Source organism: Maribellus luteus, from assembly GCF_003576475.1.
Taxonomy (GTDB): Bacteria; Bacteroidota; Bacteroidia; order Bacteroidales; family Prolixibacteraceae; genus Draconibacterium; species Draconibacterium luteum.
Map to the genome: position 1 here is coordinate 466409 of NZ_QWGR01000002.1, position 19577 is coordinate 485985.

17 protein-coding genes are annotated in these 19577 nt (G+C 45.1%); 9 read left to right on the plus strand and 8 right to left on the minus strand.

Annotation, left to right across the window (positions count from 1 at the left end; all coding sequences use genetic code 11):
• Positions 1-19 precede the first annotated feature (19 nt).
• Complete coding sequence (gene rbr / locus D1614_RS04595) at positions 20-595, minus strand: rubrerythrin (RefSeq protein ID WP_119436717.1); 576 nt, start codon at positions 593-595, stop codon at positions 20-22.
• A 358-nt stretch (positions 596-953) separates the two neighbouring features.
• On the opposite strand from rbr, the gene D1614_RS04600 reads away from it, so the two are divergent.
• From D1614_RS04600 to D1614_RS04615, 4 genes are all read left to right on the plus strand, one after another.
• Positions 954-1376, plus strand: coding sequence for a SufE family protein (locus tag D1614_RS04600; RefSeq protein WP_119436718.1), 423 nt, complete (start codon positions 954-956; stop codon positions 1374-1376).
• Between the two features lie 10 nt (positions 1377-1386).
• Positions 1387-1692: a metal-sulfur cluster assembly factor gene (locus D1614_RS04605; protein WP_119436719.1), complete on the plus strand. Its 306-nt coding sequence runs from the start codon at positions 1387-1389 to the stop codon at positions 1690-1692.
• 238 nt (positions 1693-1930) lie between these two features.
• Positions 1931-2560 carry a type IV toxin-antitoxin system AbiEi family antitoxin domain-containing protein gene (locus D1614_RS04610; RefSeq protein ID WP_119436720.1) on the plus strand — a complete coding sequence of 210 codons (630 nt, stop codon included), beginning with the start codon at positions 1931-1933 and terminating at the stop codon, positions 2558-2560.
• Positions 2553-3389: a nucleotidyl transferase AbiEii/AbiGii toxin family protein gene (locus tag D1614_RS04615; protein ID WP_119436721.1), complete on the plus strand. Its 837-nt coding sequence runs from the start codon at positions 2553-2555 to the stop codon at positions 3387-3389. The genes D1614_RS04610 and D1614_RS04615 overlap by 8 nt, the downstream gene beginning before the upstream one ends.
• Positions 3390-3462: 73 nt before the next feature.
• Here the strand turns inward: D1614_RS04615 and lon are convergent, their stop codons facing one another.
• The 7 genes from lon to D1614_RS04650 form a co-directional block, all read right to left on the minus strand.
• The gene (lon, locus tag D1614_RS04620) at positions 3463-5916 is read right to left on the minus strand and encodes an endopeptidase La (protein WP_119436722.1); all 2454 of its coding nucleotides are present in this window, start codon (positions 5914-5916) and stop codon (positions 3463-3465) included.
• 209 nt (positions 5917-6125) lie between these two features.
• Positions 6126-6389, minus strand: a complete 264-nt coding sequence (locus D1614_RS04625) for a type B 50S ribosomal protein L31 (RefSeq protein ID WP_119436723.1) — start codon at positions 6387-6389, stop codon at positions 6126-6128.
• 147 nt (positions 6390-6536) lie between these two features.
• Positions 6537-7706, minus strand: coding sequence for a GNAT family N-acetyltransferase (locus tag D1614_RS04630; protein WP_119436724.1), 1170 nt, complete (start codon positions 7704-7706; stop codon positions 6537-6539).
• 49 nt (positions 7707-7755) lie between these two features.
• Positions 7756-8919 carry a GNAT family N-acetyltransferase gene (locus tag D1614_RS04635; RefSeq protein WP_119436725.1) on the minus strand — a complete coding sequence of 388 codons (1164 nt, stop codon included), beginning with the start codon at positions 8917-8919 and terminating at the stop codon, positions 7756-7758.
• 115 nt (positions 8920-9034) lie between these two features.
• Complete coding sequence (locus D1614_RS04640; protein WP_119436726.1) at positions 9035-9805, minus strand: Bax inhibitor-1/YccA family protein; 771 nt, start codon at positions 9803-9805, stop codon at positions 9035-9037.
• Positions 9806-9925: 120 nt separating this feature from the next.
• On the minus strand, positions 9926-10639 hold the full coding sequence (locus D1614_RS04645; protein WP_119436727.1) for a DNA alkylation repair protein: 714 nt from the start codon (positions 10637-10639) through the stop codon (positions 9926-9928).
• Between the two features lie 3 nt (positions 10640-10642).
• Positions 10643-11941, minus strand: coding sequence for an oligosaccharide flippase family protein (locus D1614_RS04650; protein ID WP_162304416.1), 1299 nt, complete (start codon positions 11939-11941; stop codon positions 10643-10645).
• A 130-nt stretch (positions 11942-12071) separates the two neighbouring features.
• Here D1614_RS04650 and D1614_RS04655 point away from each other — a divergent pair, with 130 nt between their 5' ends.
• The 5 genes from D1614_RS04655 to D1614_RS04675 all read left to right on the plus strand — a co-directional run bounded on the left by D1614_RS04655 (position 12072) and on the right by D1614_RS04675 (position 19576).
• Positions 12072-13196, plus strand: coding sequence for an AI-2E family transporter (locus D1614_RS04655; protein WP_119436729.1), 1125 nt, complete (start codon positions 12072-12074; stop codon positions 13194-13196).
• A 195-nt stretch (positions 13197-13391) separates the two neighbouring features.
• The gene (locus D1614_RS04660; RefSeq protein ID WP_119436730.1) at positions 13392-14543 is read left to right on the plus strand and encodes a cytochrome c3 family protein; all 1152 of its coding nucleotides are present in this window, start codon (positions 13392-13394) and stop codon (positions 14541-14543) included.
• A 116-nt stretch (positions 14544-14659) separates the two neighbouring features.
• Positions 14660-17596 (plus strand): TAT-variant-translocated molybdopterin oxidoreductase, encoded by a 2937-nt coding sequence (locus D1614_RS04665; RefSeq protein ID WP_119436731.1) that lies wholly within the window; start codon positions 14660-14662, stop codon positions 17594-17596.
• 101 nt (positions 17597-17697) lie between these two features.
• Complete coding sequence (gene nrfD, locus D1614_RS04670) at positions 17698-19086, plus strand: NrfD/PsrC family molybdoenzyme membrane anchor subunit (protein WP_119436732.1); 1389 nt, start codon at positions 17698-17700, stop codon at positions 19084-19086.
• Positions 19079-19576: a DUF3341 domain-containing protein gene (locus tag D1614_RS04675; protein ID WP_119436733.1), complete on the plus strand. Its 498-nt coding sequence runs from the start codon at positions 19079-19081 to the stop codon at positions 19574-19576. Before nrfD ends, D1614_RS04675 begins: the two co-directional genes overlap by 8 nt.
• Position 19577: the final 1 nt, after the last annotated feature.

Here is a 19577-nt window from a genome sequence, read left to right on the forward strand (position 1 = left end):
CCTTAGGGTCTTATTGAGTTTAATAATTTGACTCTTTGATTTCGAAGTATGACTGTGGGTGCTGGCAAGCCGGGCACATTTTCGGCGCAGCCATTCCTTCATGAAGAAAACCACAGTTTCTGCATTTCCAAACCACTTTGTCGCCGCGTTTAAAAACCTTGCCTTCATTCAGATTGTCGTAAAGGGTACGGAATCTTTTTTCGTGGGCTTCTTCTACCCTTGCAATTAATTTAAAGGCCATGGCAATTTCTTTAAAACCCTCTTCTTCGGCAACTTTGGCAAACTCGGGATACAGGTCCACCCATTCTTCGTTTTCGCCGTCAGCCGAGGCTTTCAGGTTTTCCAGGGTTGTGCCGATTTTTCCGGCCGGGTAAGTAGCGGTAATTTCTACCATGCTTCCTTCCAAAAATTTGAAGAACCTTTTAGCGTGTTCTTTTTCGTTTAAAGCGGTTTCAGTGAAAAGCGCTGCAATTTGCTCCAACCCTTCTTTTTTGGCCTGGCTGGCAAAGTAATCATAACGCATGCGGGCCTGCGATTCGCCGGCAAATGCTTTCAGTAAATTTTGTTCTGTTTTTGTCCCTGCTAATGAATTCATTTCAAGAATATTTAAAGGTTCTACAATGTTGATTTTTTTGAAACGATTAAGATAGAAATAATAAAAGAGGTGAAACGAAGCATTTACTTATTTATACTTATTCAAAAAAGCGAAGCAAGTACATTATCGGTAAGGCGCAGGAGGACGCAAAGTAGTGAGCAAGAAGAGAATTGATCTCAATCCGAAATTTTACTTGTCTTATTCCTGGGTATTGGGAAAGTTTAGCGGCCTTGGATTCATTTTTGTCATTTGTTTAAAATGCTGTGTGTCCGAAATATATTCCCCATTTTTTCAGAAAGATGATTCTTGTAATAACTGAAAAATTACGACATTTGCATCCTGTATTAAGAAATTGAGTATGACCATTGAACAAGTACAGCAAGAGATAATTGGCGAATTTTCGATGTTTGATGAATGGATGGATAAATATTCATACCTGATTGAGCTTGGAAACGATCTGGGAGAACTGGATGCCATCGACAAAAACGATCAGAACCTGATTAAAGGATGCCAGTCGCGGGTGTGGCTGGTAGCTGAAATGAAAGACGGGAAGATTCACTTTCGCGGAGAAAGTGATGCCGTTATCGTAAAAGGCCTGGTTGCTTTGTTGCTGCGGGTGGCTTCGGAAAGAACGCCGCAGGAATTGCTGGAAAACGAACTGCATTTTATCGATGATATTGGTTTAAAACAGCATTTGTCACCCACCCGGTCTAACGGATTGCTGGCCATGGTAAAACAAATTAGGTTATACGCTGTTGCTTATAGCAAGATTGCAGGATAAGGAGACTGACATGGACAAAAGAATTGATTTAATCATAAATAACCTCAAAGAGGTCTACGATCCGGAAATTCCGGTGAATGTATATGATTTGGGACTGATCTACAATGTGGATGTGGATGAAGAAAACAATGCCAGCATTGTAATGACGCTCACCGCTCCCGGATGTCCGGTGGTAGATGTGCTGATCGACGATGTTACGCAGGCTGCTCAATCGGTTGAGGGCATTCAAACAGTGAATGTGGATCTGACGTTTGAGCCGCCGTGGGATAAGTCGATGATGAGCGAAGAGGCCCGTTTGGAACTGGGGTTCTTTTAACCAAAAAACCCTAAGGGTCGCGAAGCTCCCTTAGGGTTTTTTTATTTTATTGGGAGTTCCGGGAAAAACAGATGGCATTCGAATGTGGGAAATCTCAGTCGGATGCCATCTGTTTTTTGTATGCTTTTGGTGTATTCGAAAAATTCTTATTTGGATTGCAGTAGCTGTATTTGAGTAGAAAATGTAAATATAGTTGATTAAGTGTGTAAAATCAGCTACTTTTGTATGCAGAAAAGTAATGGCAAGAGATTATACATATCCCAATATCCCAATGGAGATGCCTGTTGTAAGGGAACTGCTTGGAGCTTATCGTTCTCCGAACAACAAAATATCCAGTATGGAACGTTCGGGCGAGTTAATTCGCCTGCGTCGGGGCTTGTATATTGCCAGCTCCGCAAGTGGCACTCGGGAAGTTTCAAGGGAGTTGATCGCAAATAATCTCTACGGACCGTCTTATGTTTCGTGTGAAAGTGCGCTTTCCTATCACCGGCTGAATCCCGAAAGAGTAAATGCCGTGGTTTCATCTACTTTTAAAAGAGCCAAAAGCTATTCAACGCCGCTGGGTGAGTTTGAGTATATAACTGTGCCGGAAGACTATTACTCGATCGGGATAGAACAGGTGCTTGTTGGAGATGAGTATGCTTTTTTGATAGCCACACCCGAAAAAGCGCTTTGCGATTTAATTATTTCAACGTCGGGTTTGCGATTTCAGTCGGCTCGGGCAGCGCGTGAGTATATTCTTTACGATCTGCGAATCGATTTGAGCGAACGCCCTGTCTGGGACATTGATATTGTTGCAGCTTGTGCTCAGCATCGTAGGAAAAGCCGGGAGTTAAATTTTTTACTGGAGGTTTTGCAAAATGGCTGATATTTTCAATCAAATGATGTCGCGTTACAACATCACAACAAAAGAAGACCGGCTAAACGCCATGCACGAAGTAATGCAGCAGGTGTGCCTGGCGGGGTTAAACAGGGCTGGTTTTTTTGAAAAAGCGGCTTTTTACGGAGGTACCTGTCTGCGTATCTTTCATAAGCTGCCCCGCTTTTCCGAGGATATGGACTTTTCGTTAATGAAAGCGGAGGCTGATTTCCGGCTTGAGAATTATTTTGATGTCATTCAAGCAGAGTTCCTTGCGGTGGGACGAAATATTGATATCGAAAAAAAAGAGAAAAATATAGATACGCATATTGAATCAGCCTTTTTAAAGGATACTACCGACATTGTAAATATTCGGTTCAACGCCGAGCCATCGGTCAAGGTAAAAATTGAAGTAGATAAAAATCCGCCATTGAAATTTAAAACAGAATACAAGCTGCTTTTGCTTCCTTTTTCATTTATGACGCGCTGTTTTACTTTGCCCGGGTTATTTGCCGGAAAAATGCATGCGCTGCTTTTCCGCAATTGGCGAAACCGGGTAAAAGGAAGGGATTGGTATGATTTTGAATGGTACATCAGGAATAATGTTCCGCTTGATTTCAACCATTTTAAAGAACGTGCTATTCAAAGTGAAGGGCTTGGTTTCAGGGATTTGTCCCAAGAGCAGTTTGTGGAGCTTCTAAAAACTAAAATTGCGACCACAAAAATTGAACAGGTAAGAGATGATGTGCGTCGTTTTGTTTTGCATCCGCAGGAACTTACTATCTGGTCGACGGAATATTTTCTACAACTGCTTGAATTTATGAAGTTTGAGGAATGAAAAAATCCCTTAGGAAACTTAAAAGTCCTAAGGGATTTTTTATCTGCGATACGGGAATTTCCTCCCACTATGTTTACGAAATCTTCAACGGCTTATCCACTTTGGTTTTTAGCAGTGCAATCTCCAGTACGTCCATAATCGTATTTACGAAATGGAACTTCAATCCTTTCAGATAGGCTTCCTTAATGTCTTCCAGGTTTTTCCTGTTTTGTTCCGAAAGGATGATTTCGGTAATGCCGGCCCGTTTGGCTGCCAGAATTTTCTCTTTGATTCCACCCACCGGAAGTACTTTTCCGCGGAGGGTAATTTCACCTGTCATCGCGAGACTTTTCTTTACTTTCCGCTGAGTGTAAGTTGACGCCAGCGAAGTAACCATGGTAACCCCGGCCGACGGGCCGTCTTTTGGGATTGCGCCTTCCGGAACGTGAATGTGCACATTCCAGTTGGTGAATATTTCCGGATTCAGGTCAAGCTCGTCAGCATGCGATTTTAAATATTCGTGTGCCAGCATGGCCGATTCTTTCATTACATCGCCCAGGTTTCCGGTAAGTGTTAATGCTCCCTTGCCTTTGCTGAGGCTCGATTCTACATAAAGAATTTCTCCGCCAACGGCTGTCCAGGCAAGGCCGGTAACCACTCCCGCAAAATCGTTCCCCTGGTATTTTTCCTTCGAATATTCAGTAACACCCAGGTATTCACGAATGTCATCGCGGGTAAGTTTTTTATTGTAGTCTTCCTCAAAAGCAATCTTTTTGGCTACCCTGCGCACCACTTTTGCAATCTTCTTGTCGAGCTCGCGAACACCCGATTCACGGGTGTAACCATCAATGATCAGCTCGATCACTTCTTTTGTAAAAGTGATGTCTGACTTTTTTAAACCGTGGTTTTCAAGTTGTTTGGGAATCAAATGCCGTTTGGCAATTTCTACCTTTTCTTCCAGCAGGTAGCCGCTCACTTCAATCAGTTCCAAGCGATCGCGTAACGGTGGTGCAATGGTGCTTAGCGAGTTCGCTGTGGCAATAAACATCACCTTCGACAGGTCGAAATCGTGCTCAATATAATTGTCGTGAAATTCGCTATTTTGTTCCGGGTCCAGCACTTCCAGCAAAGCTGATGCAGGATCGCCGTGAAAATGTTTCGACACCTTGTCGATCTCGTCCAGAATAAAAACCGGGTTCGATGATTTGGCTTTTTTAACGTTCTGAATAATCCGGCCGGGCATGGCTCCGATATAAGTTTTCCGGTGCCCGCGAATTTCTGATTCGTCGTGCAGACCACCCAAACTCATGCGGGCGTATTTTCTGCCCAATGCACGGGCTACCGATTTCCCAAGCGAAGTCTTTCCAACTCCGGGAGGGCCGTAAAGACAAAGAATCGGAGCCTTCATATCGTTCTTTAATTTCAGAACCGCCAGGTGTTCCAAAATACGTTCCTTTACTTTTTCCAGCCCGTAATGATCTTCGTCCAGCACTTTGCTGGCATGTTTCAGATCAAAGTTATCTTCGGTGTATTCGTTCCATGGAAGGTCGAGCAAGGTCTGACAGAAGGTAAACTGCACTGAATATTCGCCGGCTGCCGGGTTAAGCCGTCCCAGTTTTTCCACTTCCTTTTCAAAGAACTGAGCCACATCTTTGCCCCATTTCTTTTCCTTTGCCTTTTCTTTTAATGCATTTATTTCCTGTTCGATCGGGTTGCCGCCCAACTCATCCTGGATGGTTTTCATTTGCTGGTTCAGCATGTATTCACGCTGCTGACGATCCAGGTCGGTTTTTACCTTTTTCTGGATATCGTGTTTTAGCTCCAGCATCTGAACTTCTTTTACCAAAAAGCTGATGGCCTGGATGCCACGGTCTTTCAGCTCGGCAATTTCCAGTAACTTTTGTTTGTCTTCCACACTCAAATCGGTGTTCGAGCAAATAAAGTTGATCAGGAAAGTTGAGTTCTCTATGTTCTTAACCGCAAAAGTAGCTTCCGGCGGTACGTTCGACGAAAACTGTGCAATTTTAATAGACAGGTCTTTGAGCGAACCCACAATGGCGTTGAATTCGTTATCGTCGGTTGGGCTGATGTCTTCCAAGGGTTCCACCGTTGCTTTGAAGTAAGGATCTTCACTGATGAATTCCCGTATTTGGTATCTTCTTTTTCCCTGGATGATCACCGAAGTCGATCCGTCGGGCATTTCCAGTACCTTCAGAATTTCGGCAACGGTTCCAACTTCGTAAAGATCTTCTTTTTCGGGGCGGTCAATCGTATAATCTTTTTGGGCTACAGTTCCGAGAAGTTTGTTTCCGCGGTTTACATCGCGGACCAATTGAAGCGAACGTTCGCGCCCGACGGTGATTGGCAAAACTACTCCCGGAAAGAGAACCGTGTTTCGCAACGGAAGAATGGGCAATACCGATGGAATTTCGGTATTTTTTAATTCCTTGTCATCCCCGTCGGCAATAATCGGGATAAATTCGGAATCGTCGTTCATCATTCCGGATGCGTATAAAACTTCAAATGCTGTGTTCTTAATTTTACCCATAGTTCTTTTCTAAAAATGACAGAATGTCGCAGGCAAAGTGCCTGAATGTACAGGGCTACTGATTGGCAATAGCCGTGCCAATTACAAACAAGGCAAACAATCGCCGATTGTTCATTCCAAAAGCCATAAATACCGACAAAATTGCATGTTGGGAACAAAAAAAAAGCACCCGTCGGTTGGCGGATGCTTTGCTGTATCTTCTCGAAAAATTATTTTTTCCGGTTTTCCATGTGTTTGCTGTAACGGTTCATGAACTTGTCAACACGTCCTGCAGTGTCCACCAGTTTGGTTTTACCTGTGTAGAACGGGTGAGAAGTATTCGAGATCTCAAGTTTGTAGATCGGATATTCAACGCCATCGATAACTTCTGTTTCTTTGGTGTCAACAGTTGAGCGTGTAAAGAAAGTGTGTCCGTTCGACATATCTCTGAACGCTACCAGTCTGTATTCCTTAGGATGAATGTCTTTTTTCATTTTTTTATATGTTTTTCGAATGGTTACATTCTATACTGTAATCCATTCTTGCGTTATTACATTTTCTAATTCGGGCTGCAAAGATAAATATTGTTTACATTTTTCCAAAAACTTCTGCTATTTATTTGCTTGTTATTTAAGTTGTTGTCAGGCACCAATTATCGGAGCTTTTTTAACTTCTTTGGTGCGGTCGAACATATACCGCATGGTGTAATGTGTTTTGGCTCGTTTGGCACCGGTTGCTTCATAAATGGCAATAATTTTCGGGTTGAAATCGCCGGCCCACGAAAGCTCAACTTCGGTATAGTGCTGGTGCGACTTTTTCTTCATGATTTGTTCCTGGTGCCAGAAAATTCCGGACTCGATTCCCGAACGCTGGTATTTCGGATCAACGCCCATTAACAGAATCCGGGTACGTGTCATTACTTTTTTTCGCTTGTAATAAAAGAATTTCAGAATTCCCCACAGGTTCATTTTTCCTCCCAGTTTCATAAAAATCTGGTTAACATCGGGCACCATCACAAACATGGCAATGGGGCGGTCTTTGTCGTAAGCAAACCAGATCATTTCAGGGTCGAGAATGGCTTTCGACTCATTCAGAAAATCATATAAATCATCTGGATTTAAAGGCTTGTAGTGCTCGTGAAACGACCACGCTGCATCATACACCTGGCAAAAATCTTTTACAAATTTATCGGTTTGGCTGTAATCAAAATGCCGGAATTTAAACTGGGGTTTTTGGGCTACCCAGGTAGCAATTTTCCAGAAACGCTCCGGGAAGGGAACGGTATAATCGAGGTGATAGGAATACTGCTCAAAATACACATCGAAGCCAAACCCGCGGAAAAGTTTTTCATAGTAGCTGGGGTTGTACGGCATACCGTATCCCTGGTGATTAAAACCATCGGCGAGCAAGCCCCAGTTCACATAATTTTCTCCAAAATTAATGGGGCCGTCCATGGCTTCCATACCATTTTTTTTGTTCCATTCAGCCGCTGCTTCAAAGAGCATATTGGCAGCTTCCTGGTTGTCGACACATTCAAAAAAGCCGCAACCGCCGGTTGGTTGTTCGTAGGTTTTGGCCAGGTCGAAATTGATAAAAGCTGCGATTCGTCCCAGTAATTTCCCGTCGTCAGCTTGCAACACCCAACGAATGGCTTTTCCTTTTTTAAAGGTTTTGTTCTTTTTCGGATTGAAAATGGATTCAATCATCATGGGAGGAACTGCCGGCCAGTTGGGATCGTTTTTGTATATCTGCTGCGGAATACTGTGAAACAGCTTCCGGGTTTTCTTATCGGTAACTTCTATCAGTTGCATGGTGAAATTTTATGCCAAAATAGTTTAAAATGGATAAATCATCGAGCTTTTATTCAATAATTGGAGCCCGTACAAACTCTTTTTTACGGTCGAATAAATACCGCATGGTTCGGTGTGTGAGTTTATGATCGGCACCAAACGATTTGAAAAGCGCATTCATTTTTGGGTTGAAATCACCCACCCAGCTCATCTCCATATCGTTGTACCAATGTTTCTTTAGCATCACTTTTTTCAGGTGGTGAAAAATACCCGACTCGATTCCTTTGCCCTGGTAGCCCGGAACCACACCCAACACAATAACCCTGCAGCGTGTGATGGTTTTTCGCTTGATAAGGTAGAGCATTTTAAGGGCTTGCCACAGGTTTAGTTTTCCCGTTCTCAGCTTTTGAATGACCTGGTTCAAGTCCAGTATCTGCATAAAAAAAGCGATCGGTTTCCCATTGTGATAGGCGTACCAGACAAACTCTTCGTCGAGGATGATCTTTGCGTTTTTTAACAAGCTTTTTACCAGGTTAAAATCCAGCGGCTTGTAGTTTGCGTGGCCTCCCCAGGCTTTTTGATGGATCTCTATAAAATCGCGGATGTACCGGTCCTGGTCTTTGTAGCGGAAATGCTCAAAAGAATATCCGGGTTTTTGTGCCACCCAGCTGGCAATCCGCCAAAACCTGTCGGGCAGGTCGGGGTTGGTAATATCGAGAGAATAACTGTATTGCCGGTAGTAGGTTTTAAAGCCGTATTCTTTAAAAAGAGCCAGGTAATACTTCGGGTTGTATTGCATGCCAAAAGTTTGCGGCTGAAAACCGTCGGTCAGCAAGCCCCAGTAAAAGAAGTTTTCGTCAAAGTTTACCGGGCCGTCCATCGCTTCCATGCCGTTTTCACGGAGCCAGTCGCGGGCTGTGTCAAAAAGCAGCTTGGCTGCTTCCTGGTTGTCGATGCATTCGAAAAAACCACAGCAACCGGTGGGTTGATCGTAGCCGCCGGCATATTTTTCATCGTAAAAAGCAGCAATCCGTCCGATGTATTTTTCCTCTTTTTGCAGTAGCCAGCGGGCAGCGTCGCCGTTTAAATAGCGTTTGTTTTTATTTGGGTTGAAGGTGTTCTCGATCATCATCTGCAAAGACGGGATCCAGTTGGGGTCTTTTCTGTAAATATTTTCTGGTACTTTGTGAAATTCATCTACCAATTTTCGGTTGGTAACCTGAATGATTTGCATGAAACTTTATTTTTTACGTTCCGGAATCCGAAAGTAACGTTTTTGGAAGGAAATTAAAAAAGGATTTACCCCGCAATACGAGATAAATCCTTTTCTTAAACTAGCGGAAACTTTATTAATCGCGGCTGGCAACTTTCGAAAGCAGCCGAAGAATTTCCAGGTACAACCATACCAGGGTCACCATCAAGCCAAAGGCACCGTACCACTCCATGTATTTGGGAGCGCCCGAAGCCGAAGCTCTTTCAATAAATGAAAAGTCGAGTACCAGGTTAAGTGCTGCAACAGCAACTACCACCAGGCTAAAACCGATGCTGAAGTTTGAGTTCCCATACAGGAACGACATTTGAGCCCCAAACAGTCCGGCAATAAAACTCCCTAGGTACACCAGAGCAATGCCTGCCGTGGCTGCAAAAACCACCATCATAAATTTGTTGGTTACTTTAATGGCACCCGAACGGTAAAGAAAAAGCATGGCTAAAAAAACGGCCATGGTTAATGCTACCGCGCGAATAACAATCCCGTCGAACTTCATTTCGAGGATGGCTGAAATACCTCCCAGCAGCAAGCCTTCGAAAACAGCATAGATAGGAGCCGAAATACCCGAGCTCTGTGGCCTGAAAACAGTAACAAGCACGGTAATAAAACCACCGATTCCGCCTACCAGCAACCAGGGGCCGACTGCGGCCATGCCTGCTTCAGGGCTGGTAGCAATGGCTTCAAAGAATTTATTCCATGTAAAAACGGCACCGGCAATTACGAGTAAAAGCATCAGTGCGGTTTTGTTCATGGTCCCGTTTATGGTCATGGCTTGCGAGGGATTTGTATAATCCCTGCTAAATACATTTTCTCTGAAAACGGGATTCGAAGATTTTGAAATGTTCATCATTTTAATTGTTTATAATTTCTGTTGTTGAGTAATGTAACAATATTCATGTCATCAAGGTTGGGCTAAATCAAACTGTTTGCCAAATTAAATTCCGGCTGACAAGATTGCAGTTAAAGTAAGTTAAGGCTTTTCCTCGCCGAAAGTTTCCTGTACGTAATCGCTTGTCAGTTCTTCGTAAAGCTGATTGCCCAGTAGAACGGCTGTTGCCGAACTGTCGGACTGTAGGTTTTGCGAGAGCTCAATACAAGCCGTGTTGAGCTGTTTTGAGCGCGTTCCCATGGCAATAACTGCGCGGTAAAGTGGGGTAAAAAGCTTTTCGTCGCGGGCCAACGTGGGAAGCTCTTCGAAAAAAGGCTCAAACATTTCGTCGATGGCTTTTTTGTCAGTAATCGCCAGGCGCCCCATTAAGTGAACCCCCGTGAAACGTACGATGTGCTTTTTTCCGCGGCACCATTCAAGCGCTTTGATAAACGCAAACTTGGTTTTGCACCATAAGTTGGCCGATGCCTGTTCGGCAATTTCGGTGGTTTCAAACGATTTTGTCCAGAAACCCATCTGTTCTTCACTTACTTCGGAAGGTTCATCGAGCAGGGTGGCCAGGATCATGGTTTCGCGCCACTGTTTGTTCCAGAGTTTTAGCGCCAGTAAATGATTACGTTTGTAGTTTTTTGCCAGTTCGCGCAAATCGATGATGGAAACTCCCCAGTTCAGTTTGTAGCTGATTCCCTGATGGTTCATGGCATCGGAAACCTCGCCGCTTTTCCGCAGTTTGATGGCCCGGAGCAGGTTTTGATATTGTTCTTCGGTTTCCTGGTTATCGAGAATAAAATCCATTTTCTAGTAAATTAATTCAGCAAAAATAAAGATTACCACAATTCCGAGGGAATATAGTGTATATATTCCAACCGGGAGGTAGGCAGCGATGGAAATATTAAACCGTTTTTTTACACTGTAGGCAAGGTAGATTTTTTCAAACAGGAAGGCAATAAAAGTGGCAAAAGCAATGCCCGGCAGTCCCCAAAACTGAACAAATACAAGACTCAGGCTGACGTTCAGAATTAATTCCATAACCGAGGCCAGCATAATGGGTTTTGTAATCTGAAGTCCGTTCAGAATGGTTTGCGGCATCATCAAGCGGCTGATGATCAGCAAAAGGTAGACATTGAAAACGGTGGCGCTTTCAGCAAAACCGGGATTGAAAACAAGCGGGAACAGCGGTTTGGAAACAAGGAGCAAAACAGCCGTCAGCGGGAAAAGAAAATGCATCAGCCGGGTAACGCTGGCTTTTAACTGTTGCAGGTTCTCGTGGCGGTTGCTGTCGTTGGCAAAGGCGGGTAACATGGCACTGCTCAGCGCATTGGCCATTAGCATTGCCAGTGGAAGTTCGCGTGCACCGTAACGAAATATCGCAAAAGCTTCTTCGCTAAACCGAGAGGTAACTATAAAACCATCAACAAATTGTGCCGATCCGCCAAGCAAAGTGGCAATAACCAGCGGGCTGCCAAGCTTTAAGTGCTCACGGATAAACGCCCCGGAAGCAAATAATTCGTTGTTGACAATCAACAGTATCCAAAGCCAGGCATACCGGAAGAATGCAGACAACACAAGCCCGATGAGCGCCCATTTTATGGGAAAACCCAAAACAACGGGAACCAGCACCAAAATGAGTTGCAAGCCAAAAGAGATGATGGCGTAAATTACCATCGCCTTGTTTTTGTTGCGAAGCAGGTAGTAATGTTCTACCAGGCTGGCGGGTGCACTTAGTATAATAAATGCAAGTAGTAAATTGATTTCCGGAACCGGGTGGCGGTTTAAAAGCAGTTGCGAAAACAAGGGTTGCAAAAAGTACAGCAGCAAAGCCGCAAGCAAGCTAAAAGCCTGAATGACCAGGAACGCACTGAAGATATTTGTTTTCGATCGTTCCGAATTATTTCCGATGGGCAACAATGCTTTTAATAAACCATTGAGCCAAAAGAAACTGAGTGCGCCCGCTACAAAAACAAAGGTTTCGTATTCGCCGATTTCGCTTTGTGTAAGCGCTGTTTTGGCAAAAACAATACCGATAAGAATAAGTGTGGAATAACGCGCCAGTTGGAAAAACTGAAAGGCCGAAACTGTATTTAGTGCTTTTTTCACCCGCTTAATTTGGTGTTAAAAATAGAAAATTAGATGCACAACCGGTCATTGGGCAGGTGTTTTGATTTCCTTCACCGGCTCAAGGGATTTTCGATTTTATCACTTACTTTTGTTAAAAAGCTCAACGAAAATGATTCAACTTAAAGGCTGGACCCGCAATACCCTGTTGATCGCCGGATTTCTGTTCATCCTTTTTCTTATGTGGTATTTCAGCAATATTGTTACCTATATCCTGGTTTCGGTAGTGCTGTCTTTCATGGGGCGGCCGCTGATGCGCTGGCTCACTAAGTTGAAATACAGACGTTTCAGGATCTCTTCCGGAATAGCAGCTTTTGTTTCGCTTTTAGTTATCTGGATTGTTTTTCTTTCCTTTTTTCGTTTTATAATTCCGCTGCTGATCAAGGAACTGGAAACCCTCTCAAAAATTGATTTTACGGCGGTGCTGGATTCGATTGAGGAGCCGCTGTTGAGTATTCAGAAGTTCTTCACCCGCGAGCCGGTTAACATAAACGAGAGAAGTTTTCTGGATCTCATGAGTGAAACCATCGGTGCACAAATCGATTTTTCCAAAGTCTCGAACTGGTTTGGCGTGGTAGCCGGAACATTGGGCGAGGTTTTGATCGGTTTTTTCTCGGTTTCTTTTATCACTTATTTCTTCCTGAAAGAGCAGAACATGTTTCGGGAATTCATCATTTTGCTGGTCCCGAGTAGCCTGGAAACAAAGGTTGCGCATGCGCTCGATTCCATTTCCTATCTGTTGCGCCGGTATTTTATCGGGCTTGTGTTTGAGGTGTTTATGGTGATGCTGCTCGACACGGTTGGCCTCACCATTGTGGGCATTGGTTTTGAACATGCTGTTGTGATCGGCCTGTTTTGCGGAATTCTCAACGTCATTCCTTATTTGGGCCCGTGGATGGGAGCTTTTCTGGGTTTGCTGATTGGGGCAGCACTTCATATCCATGCTGATTTTATGACTGTAACCCTCCCGATGTTGGGGTGGATGACATTGGTGTTTGGACTTGTTCAGGTGTTAGACAATGTTTTGTTTCAGCCCTTTATTTATTCCAGCAGCGTAAAAGCCCATCCGCTGGAAATCTTCCTGGTGATTCTGGCAGCCGGGAGCATGGCCGGTATTCTAGGAATGATTCTGGCTATTCCGGTGTACACCATTTTAAGAGTGATCGCCGGGGAGTTCCTCGAAAATATGAAGTTGGTTCAAAAAATGACCCGCGGGTTGGAGAAAGAAGAGAATTAGATCTTTTTTCTGCGTTTTTATCTGTTCGAAAAGGCCGTTTTTATCTTGTTTTTTGCATGAAATGAAGGTGCAATTGTCAGGTGTTCAGTTAATTCAAAAAAAATTTAATTTATTAGGAACAATAGAGAGAGTCTATTGTTAATATAGGTGATTTATCCAATAAAAAGCCTTAGTTACATTGCTAAACTGAACAGAATGAGAAAATATTTCGTTGGGAAAATGTTGCGGAAAAATCTGCCGGTTTTCATTTTCCTGTTCGCTGCATTTTTTTCAATTTCCAATACTATTTATGCTGCTGCCGAATCTGTGGTGACCGACGGACACTCGCAGGAGGAGGTCAAACGCGGGGAACGGTTTTTCAAAGGTTTGTTGCCGGCGAACCGGGAGTTTGCATCCTGTGTTTCGTGTCACAACCTCAATCCCGTTGATACCCTGAACTGGAATCCTTCGGCCATGGACCTGGCCCTCAAGTTTGTTGACAAGGATTTTGCCTCATTTCAGGCATCTGTTATGAATCCCACGGGAGCGAAAATGGAGGCATCGCATGTAAATTTCAAAATTGCAGAAGAAGACCTGAAAACCGTCAAGCTTTATCTTGATAATCTGGCACACAAGGGTCCGGCTCCTGCCAAGCCCACATATTTCAACCTGATCCTGTTTTTTGCATTAGGCTTGTTGCTCACCTGGGCCTTGGTTGAGTTGATCTTCCTGCACAATATTAAATGGAAAGTTATTCCGATGCTCATTTTTGTGGGAGCTTTTGGCTGGCAGGTGAAAATGATTGTTACCGATGCCATTAAACTGGGGCGGCAGGAAAATTATGCTCCCGATCAGCCGGTGAAGTTTTCGCACAAGGTGCATGTTGGCGACAACGGTATCGATTGTATGTATTGTCATACCACTGCAGAGAACAGCAAGTCGGCCGGAATTCCGGCAGCCAATCTTTGTATGAACTGCCATGTTTTGATCCGGGAAGGAACGCACAGCGGCAAGTTCGAAATTGCCAAAGTGGTGGAAGCCAACGAAACCGGCAAACCCATTGAGTGGGTGCGAATTCATAACCTCCCCGATCATGTTTTCTTTAGCCATGCGATTCATGTGGGCTCGGGTAAACTCGACTGCAAACAATGTCACGGGCCGGTGGAGGAAATGGATATCATGCGTCAAAACGCCGATCTATCAATGGGTTGGTGTATTGACTGTCACCGCGACACAAAAGTTGACTTTGAAGGAAACGGATATTACGAACATTTTGTAAAACTGCACGAAGACCTGAAATCGGGAGCGATCGATTCGGTTACTGCCAATGATATTGGTGCCAACGATTGTATGCGTTGTCATTATTAGTTCAGAGTTTGAAGAAACCAAGGGAAATGCGATTGGTAATCGCGTAAAGTTCAAAATTTAATGTTGAAAGTTTAAAGAGCTAGAGATTGTAAACTAGCGCCTAACAGCTAAAAATTATGACAAAATATTGGAGAAGTTTAGACGAGTTAAATGATCCGGTAGCATTTAAGAAAAGCGAGATCAGGCTGGAAGTGGATGCCAAGAGGGCTGTTGCTCAAAAAGCCGCCGGTTCATCCCGCCGCGATTTCCTTAAAACTTTTGGGTTTAGTGTGGCTGCGGCAGCAGTGGTTGCCAGTTGCAAACGCCCGGTCGATAAAGCGATCCCTTATCTTGTAAAACCCGAGGAAGTAACTCCGGGTGTGGCCAATTACTACGCATCTTCTTATTTTGAAGGCAATGAATATTGCAGTGTGTTGGTAAAAGTGCGTGATGGACGTCCGATTAAGATTGAAGGAAACGATCTTTCATCGGTCTCGCAACGCGGAACTTCGGCCCGGGTGCAGGCTTCGGTTTTGAATTTGTATGACGATGCCCGTTTTAAAACACCGCTGAAAAGAGGCGAGGCAACTACCTGGGAAGAGGTAGATGATTACATTGGTAAGAAACTGGCGCAATTGAACCAGGACAACAAAAAAGTTGTACTTCTCACTTCTTCCATCATTTCGCCTTCTACCAAAAAAGTAATTCAGCAATTTCAGGAAAGATACCCGGTTGTGGAGTGGCTCCCTTACGATGCCGTTTCGGCCGCGGGAATACTCAAAGCCAACGAGCTGAGTTTTGGTGCGGCTTTTATTCCCGATTACCGTTTTGAAAAGGCGAAAGTAATTGTGGGTTTTGGTGCCGATTTCCTGGGAACCTGGCTTTCGTCGGTGGAATACATCAAAGGTTATTCGGCTGGCAGAAGGGTGCTTGAAAAAGGCGACGTTATGAATCGTCATTATCAATTTGAAACGGGCATGACGGTGACCGGCTCCAATGCCGATGTTCGCTTTCCGGTCAAGCCTTCGGAAGAAAAAACAATCCTGACAGCGCTCTATTACCAGTTGTTGCAGGCAAAGGGTTCGATGACGGTGATGGCTCCTGCCAGCCCGGTTGATATCAACGGACTGGCCGAGGATCTGCTGGCAAACGAAGGACAGTCGCTGGTGGTTTCCGGAAGTAACGACGTACATACTCAGTTGATTGTAAACGCGATTAACCAACTGCTCGGAAATTACGGAAATACTGTTTTGACCGGCAGGACACTAAATACGCATCAGGGAATTGATGCCGATTTTGAGACTTTCATTTCAGAATTAAAAAATAAAACCGTTGCCGGGGTGCTGTGTTGGGGAGTTAACCCCGTTTACAACCATCCGAAAGGCAGCGAACTAAAAGATTTGATTGCGGGCGTCGAGTTGTCGCTTTCTTTTTCCGACCGAAAAGATGAAACCACGGCCGCCTGTCACTGGGTTTGTCCGGAGCCGCATTACCTGGAAAGCTGGAACGATGCTGAACCCAAATCAGGAATGTTCAGCCTGGCGCAGCCCACCATCTCCAAACTGTTTGACAGTCGGCAGGTTCAGGAGAGCTTGCTGAAGTGGGCCGGAGAAGAAACACCCAATTACTATGAATTTGTAAAAAAGCACTGGAGCGAGGAACTTTCCAAACTTCAGAATACCAATACTGATGCCCGCATTTTCTGGAACGACACCTTGCAAAAAGGCGTTTTCGAGCCGGGAAATGCAAGTCCGGAACTTACTTATTCCGAAGCCGGACTGGGAGAAGCGTTGAGCGCTCTGTCAGAATCCAACGGCTGGGAAGTGGTTTTGTACGAGAGTGTGGGATTAAAAGACGGAAGCTCGGGCAACAACCCGTGGTTGCAGGAATTACCCGACCCGGTGGCCAAAATCAGCTGGGACAACTTTGCTGCGGTTCCGGTAAAATGGGCCGAGGAAAACGGACTTCAGAACGAGTCAGTGATCACTATTAACGGTGTTGAGTTGCCGGTGTTTATTCAGCCCGGACAAGCTGCCGGAACCATCTCGGTGGCGCTCGGTTACGGCCGTGAGGTGGCTGGTAAAGTGGGCGACGGAGTGGGGACAAACATGTACCCCTTTGTGTCGGTTGAGAACGGAGCCAGGAAATTCTGGGTAGCGGGTGCCGATGTGCAGACTACTGCTAAAACCTTTGAATTGGCGCTTTCGCAGACGCATCACTCGATGGAAGGCCGGCCAATTGTGCGCGAAACCAATTTCAGCGACTGGCAAATCGATCCGCGATCGGGCAACGAGTTAAAAGAAGAACACGAAAAACACGATGTAAGCCTGTACCCGGCTCCCGAATTCAAAGGGCACCATTGGGGAATGGCAGTCGATCTGTCGTCGTGTATCGGTTGCAGCAACTGTGCGATTTCGTGCCAGGCAGAGAACAATGTTCAGGTGATCGGGAAAGAAGAGGTGCGCAACCGCCGTATCATGCACTGGATTCGGATTGACCGCTACTTTTCGAATAACCCCGAGAACCCGGAAGTTTACCACCAGCCGGTAATGTGTCAGCATTGCGACAATGCGCCGTGTGAGAATGTTTGCCCGGTTTCGGCAACTCCGCACAGCGACGAAGGTTTGAATCAAATGGCCTACAACCGCTGCGTGGGAACCAAGTATTGTGTGAACAACTGTCCGTACAAAGTGCGTCGCTTTAACTGGTTTGAATACGTGAAAAACGATGCTTTCGATTTTAATTCGAACAGTGAGTTGGGCCGGATGGTATTGAACCCCGATGTGACGGTTCGTTCGCGCGGGGTGGTGGAGAAGTGTTCGTTCTGTGTACAGCGTATTCAGGAAAAGAAAACTGCAGCCCGTGTTGCCGGAAGAAAAGTCGAAGACGGAGAAATTCAACCGGCCTGTGTTCAGTCGTGCCCGGCAGATGCGCTGGTGTTTGGTGACCTGAACGATCCGAACAGCAAAATTTCGAAATACTTCAAAAACGAACGAAACTACCATCTGCTGGAAGAGTTGCATACTTTGCCATCTGTAGGATATTTAACCAAAGTAAGGAATAAGAAGAGTTAAGTATTCAGTAATGAGTAGTGAGATTTTGATGGGATATAAAATAGTAAATAACTAAGCCAGAAAAGCCCCTTTGGGGTTTGAGGTCAAAAGCATAATAACTTATGTACAATTCGAAGGTAAGAGGAAAACTGATCGAGGGCGATAAAAGCCTCGGGCAAATCTCGCAGGAGATCCTTGCCCCGATTCACCGAAAGAAGCCGCCACTCTGGTGGTATGCCGCCTTGCTGGTCAGCCTGAGTATGTTTGGTTTTGGACTGTATGCCAAATACGTTACGATTTCCACGGGGATTGGTACCTGGGGGGTGAATAACTCCATTGCCTGGGGATGGGCCATCATCAACTTTGTGTGGTGGATCGGTATCGGACATGCCGGAACGGCGTTCTCGATTTTCCTGCTGATCCTGCGTCAGAAGTGGAGAACAGCCATTAACCGCGCCGCCGAAGCAATGACCGTGGTCGCAGTGTTTTGTGCGAGTTTATTTCCGCTGTTACACATGGGACGGCCGTGGTTGTTTTTCTGGATTTTTCCTTACCCGAATACCCGGGGCCCTTTGTGGGTGAACTTTAATTCACCGCTTTTCTGGGACTTTGTGGCCATTTCGGCTTACCTTCTTATATCTGCCAGTTTTTGGTACTTCGGAATGGTGCCTGACTTTGCGACCATTCGCGACACTGCCAAATCGAAGGTAAAAAAAGCAGTTTACGGTTTCTTCTCGTTTGGATGGACCGGATCGAGCAAAGAGTGGCTGCGTTTCGAAGGATTGAGTTTTGTGCTGGGTGGTATCGCCGCGGTATTGGTGGTATCGGTTCACTCGATCGTTTCTACCGACTTTGCGGTTTCTGTGAAACCCGGCTGGCATACAACCATCTTTCCGCCTTACTTTGTGGTGGGTGCTATTTTCTCAGGTTTTGCGATGGTACTGACACTGGTAATTACCATGCGCGGCCTCTATAAAATGAACGATTTTATTACCGACTCACACGTTGATGCAGTGTGCCGCATCCTGATCTTTATTTCGCTGATCATGGGAACGGCTTATGTTACCGAGGTATTTATGGCCTGGTATTCTGCCAACGATTACGAGTTTTCGCTCTTTTTCAGAACCCGGTTATTCGGGGAATATGCTTTCCAGTTCTGGGCTATGTTTATTGCCAATGCGGTTATTCCGCAGTTGTTCTGGTTCAAGGCTGTTCGCCGCCGGATGTGGGTCGTGTTTATCATCTCAATTATCATCAACATTGGTATGTGGTTCGAGCGTTTTAACATTGTGGTTACTTCGCTAAGCCGCGATTACCTGCCTTCTGCCTGGGCGTCGTATTCGCCTACCTGGGTGGAGATCGCCTTTTTCACCGGAACGATCGGTATGTTTATTACCGGGGTCTTGCTGTTCTTCCGCTATATCCCGATGATCGCTATTTCGGAACTGAAATCGGTGGCTAAATTTGATAAACCCAACAACGGACAACTAAAATCTACCGGCCATGAGTAAGAAGTATATTCTGGGAGTTTTCAACGATGAGGCAACTTTGGTGGATGCTTTCGAAAAGATCAAAGCCAAAGGAATTTTACCGACTGAAGTGTATACTCCTTATCCGATTCACGAAATTCTGGAGGGAATGGGAAAGAAAACCCGGATCACTCACGCGGCTTTCTTCTACGGTTTGTTTGCTGCTGTCGGGATTCTGAGTTTCCTGACTTACGCAGCGGTGATCGACTGGCCGCTTCATTACGGTGGAAAGCCTTTTAACGCCTTCCCTTCGTTTATTGTGGTAACCATTGTGGCTACCATCCTTTCGATCACTTTGCTTACTCTGTTTACTTTTTCCGCAAGGGCAAAGATATTTCCGGGGAAAAAAGCTGAGATTTTTCATGAACGTGCCACCGACGACAAGTTTGTAATCGTGCTCGATACTGAAAACCTGGGCGACAACGCAAAGGCTGTAGAGGAAATTATCAGGGAACACGGAGAAGTAGAGTAAT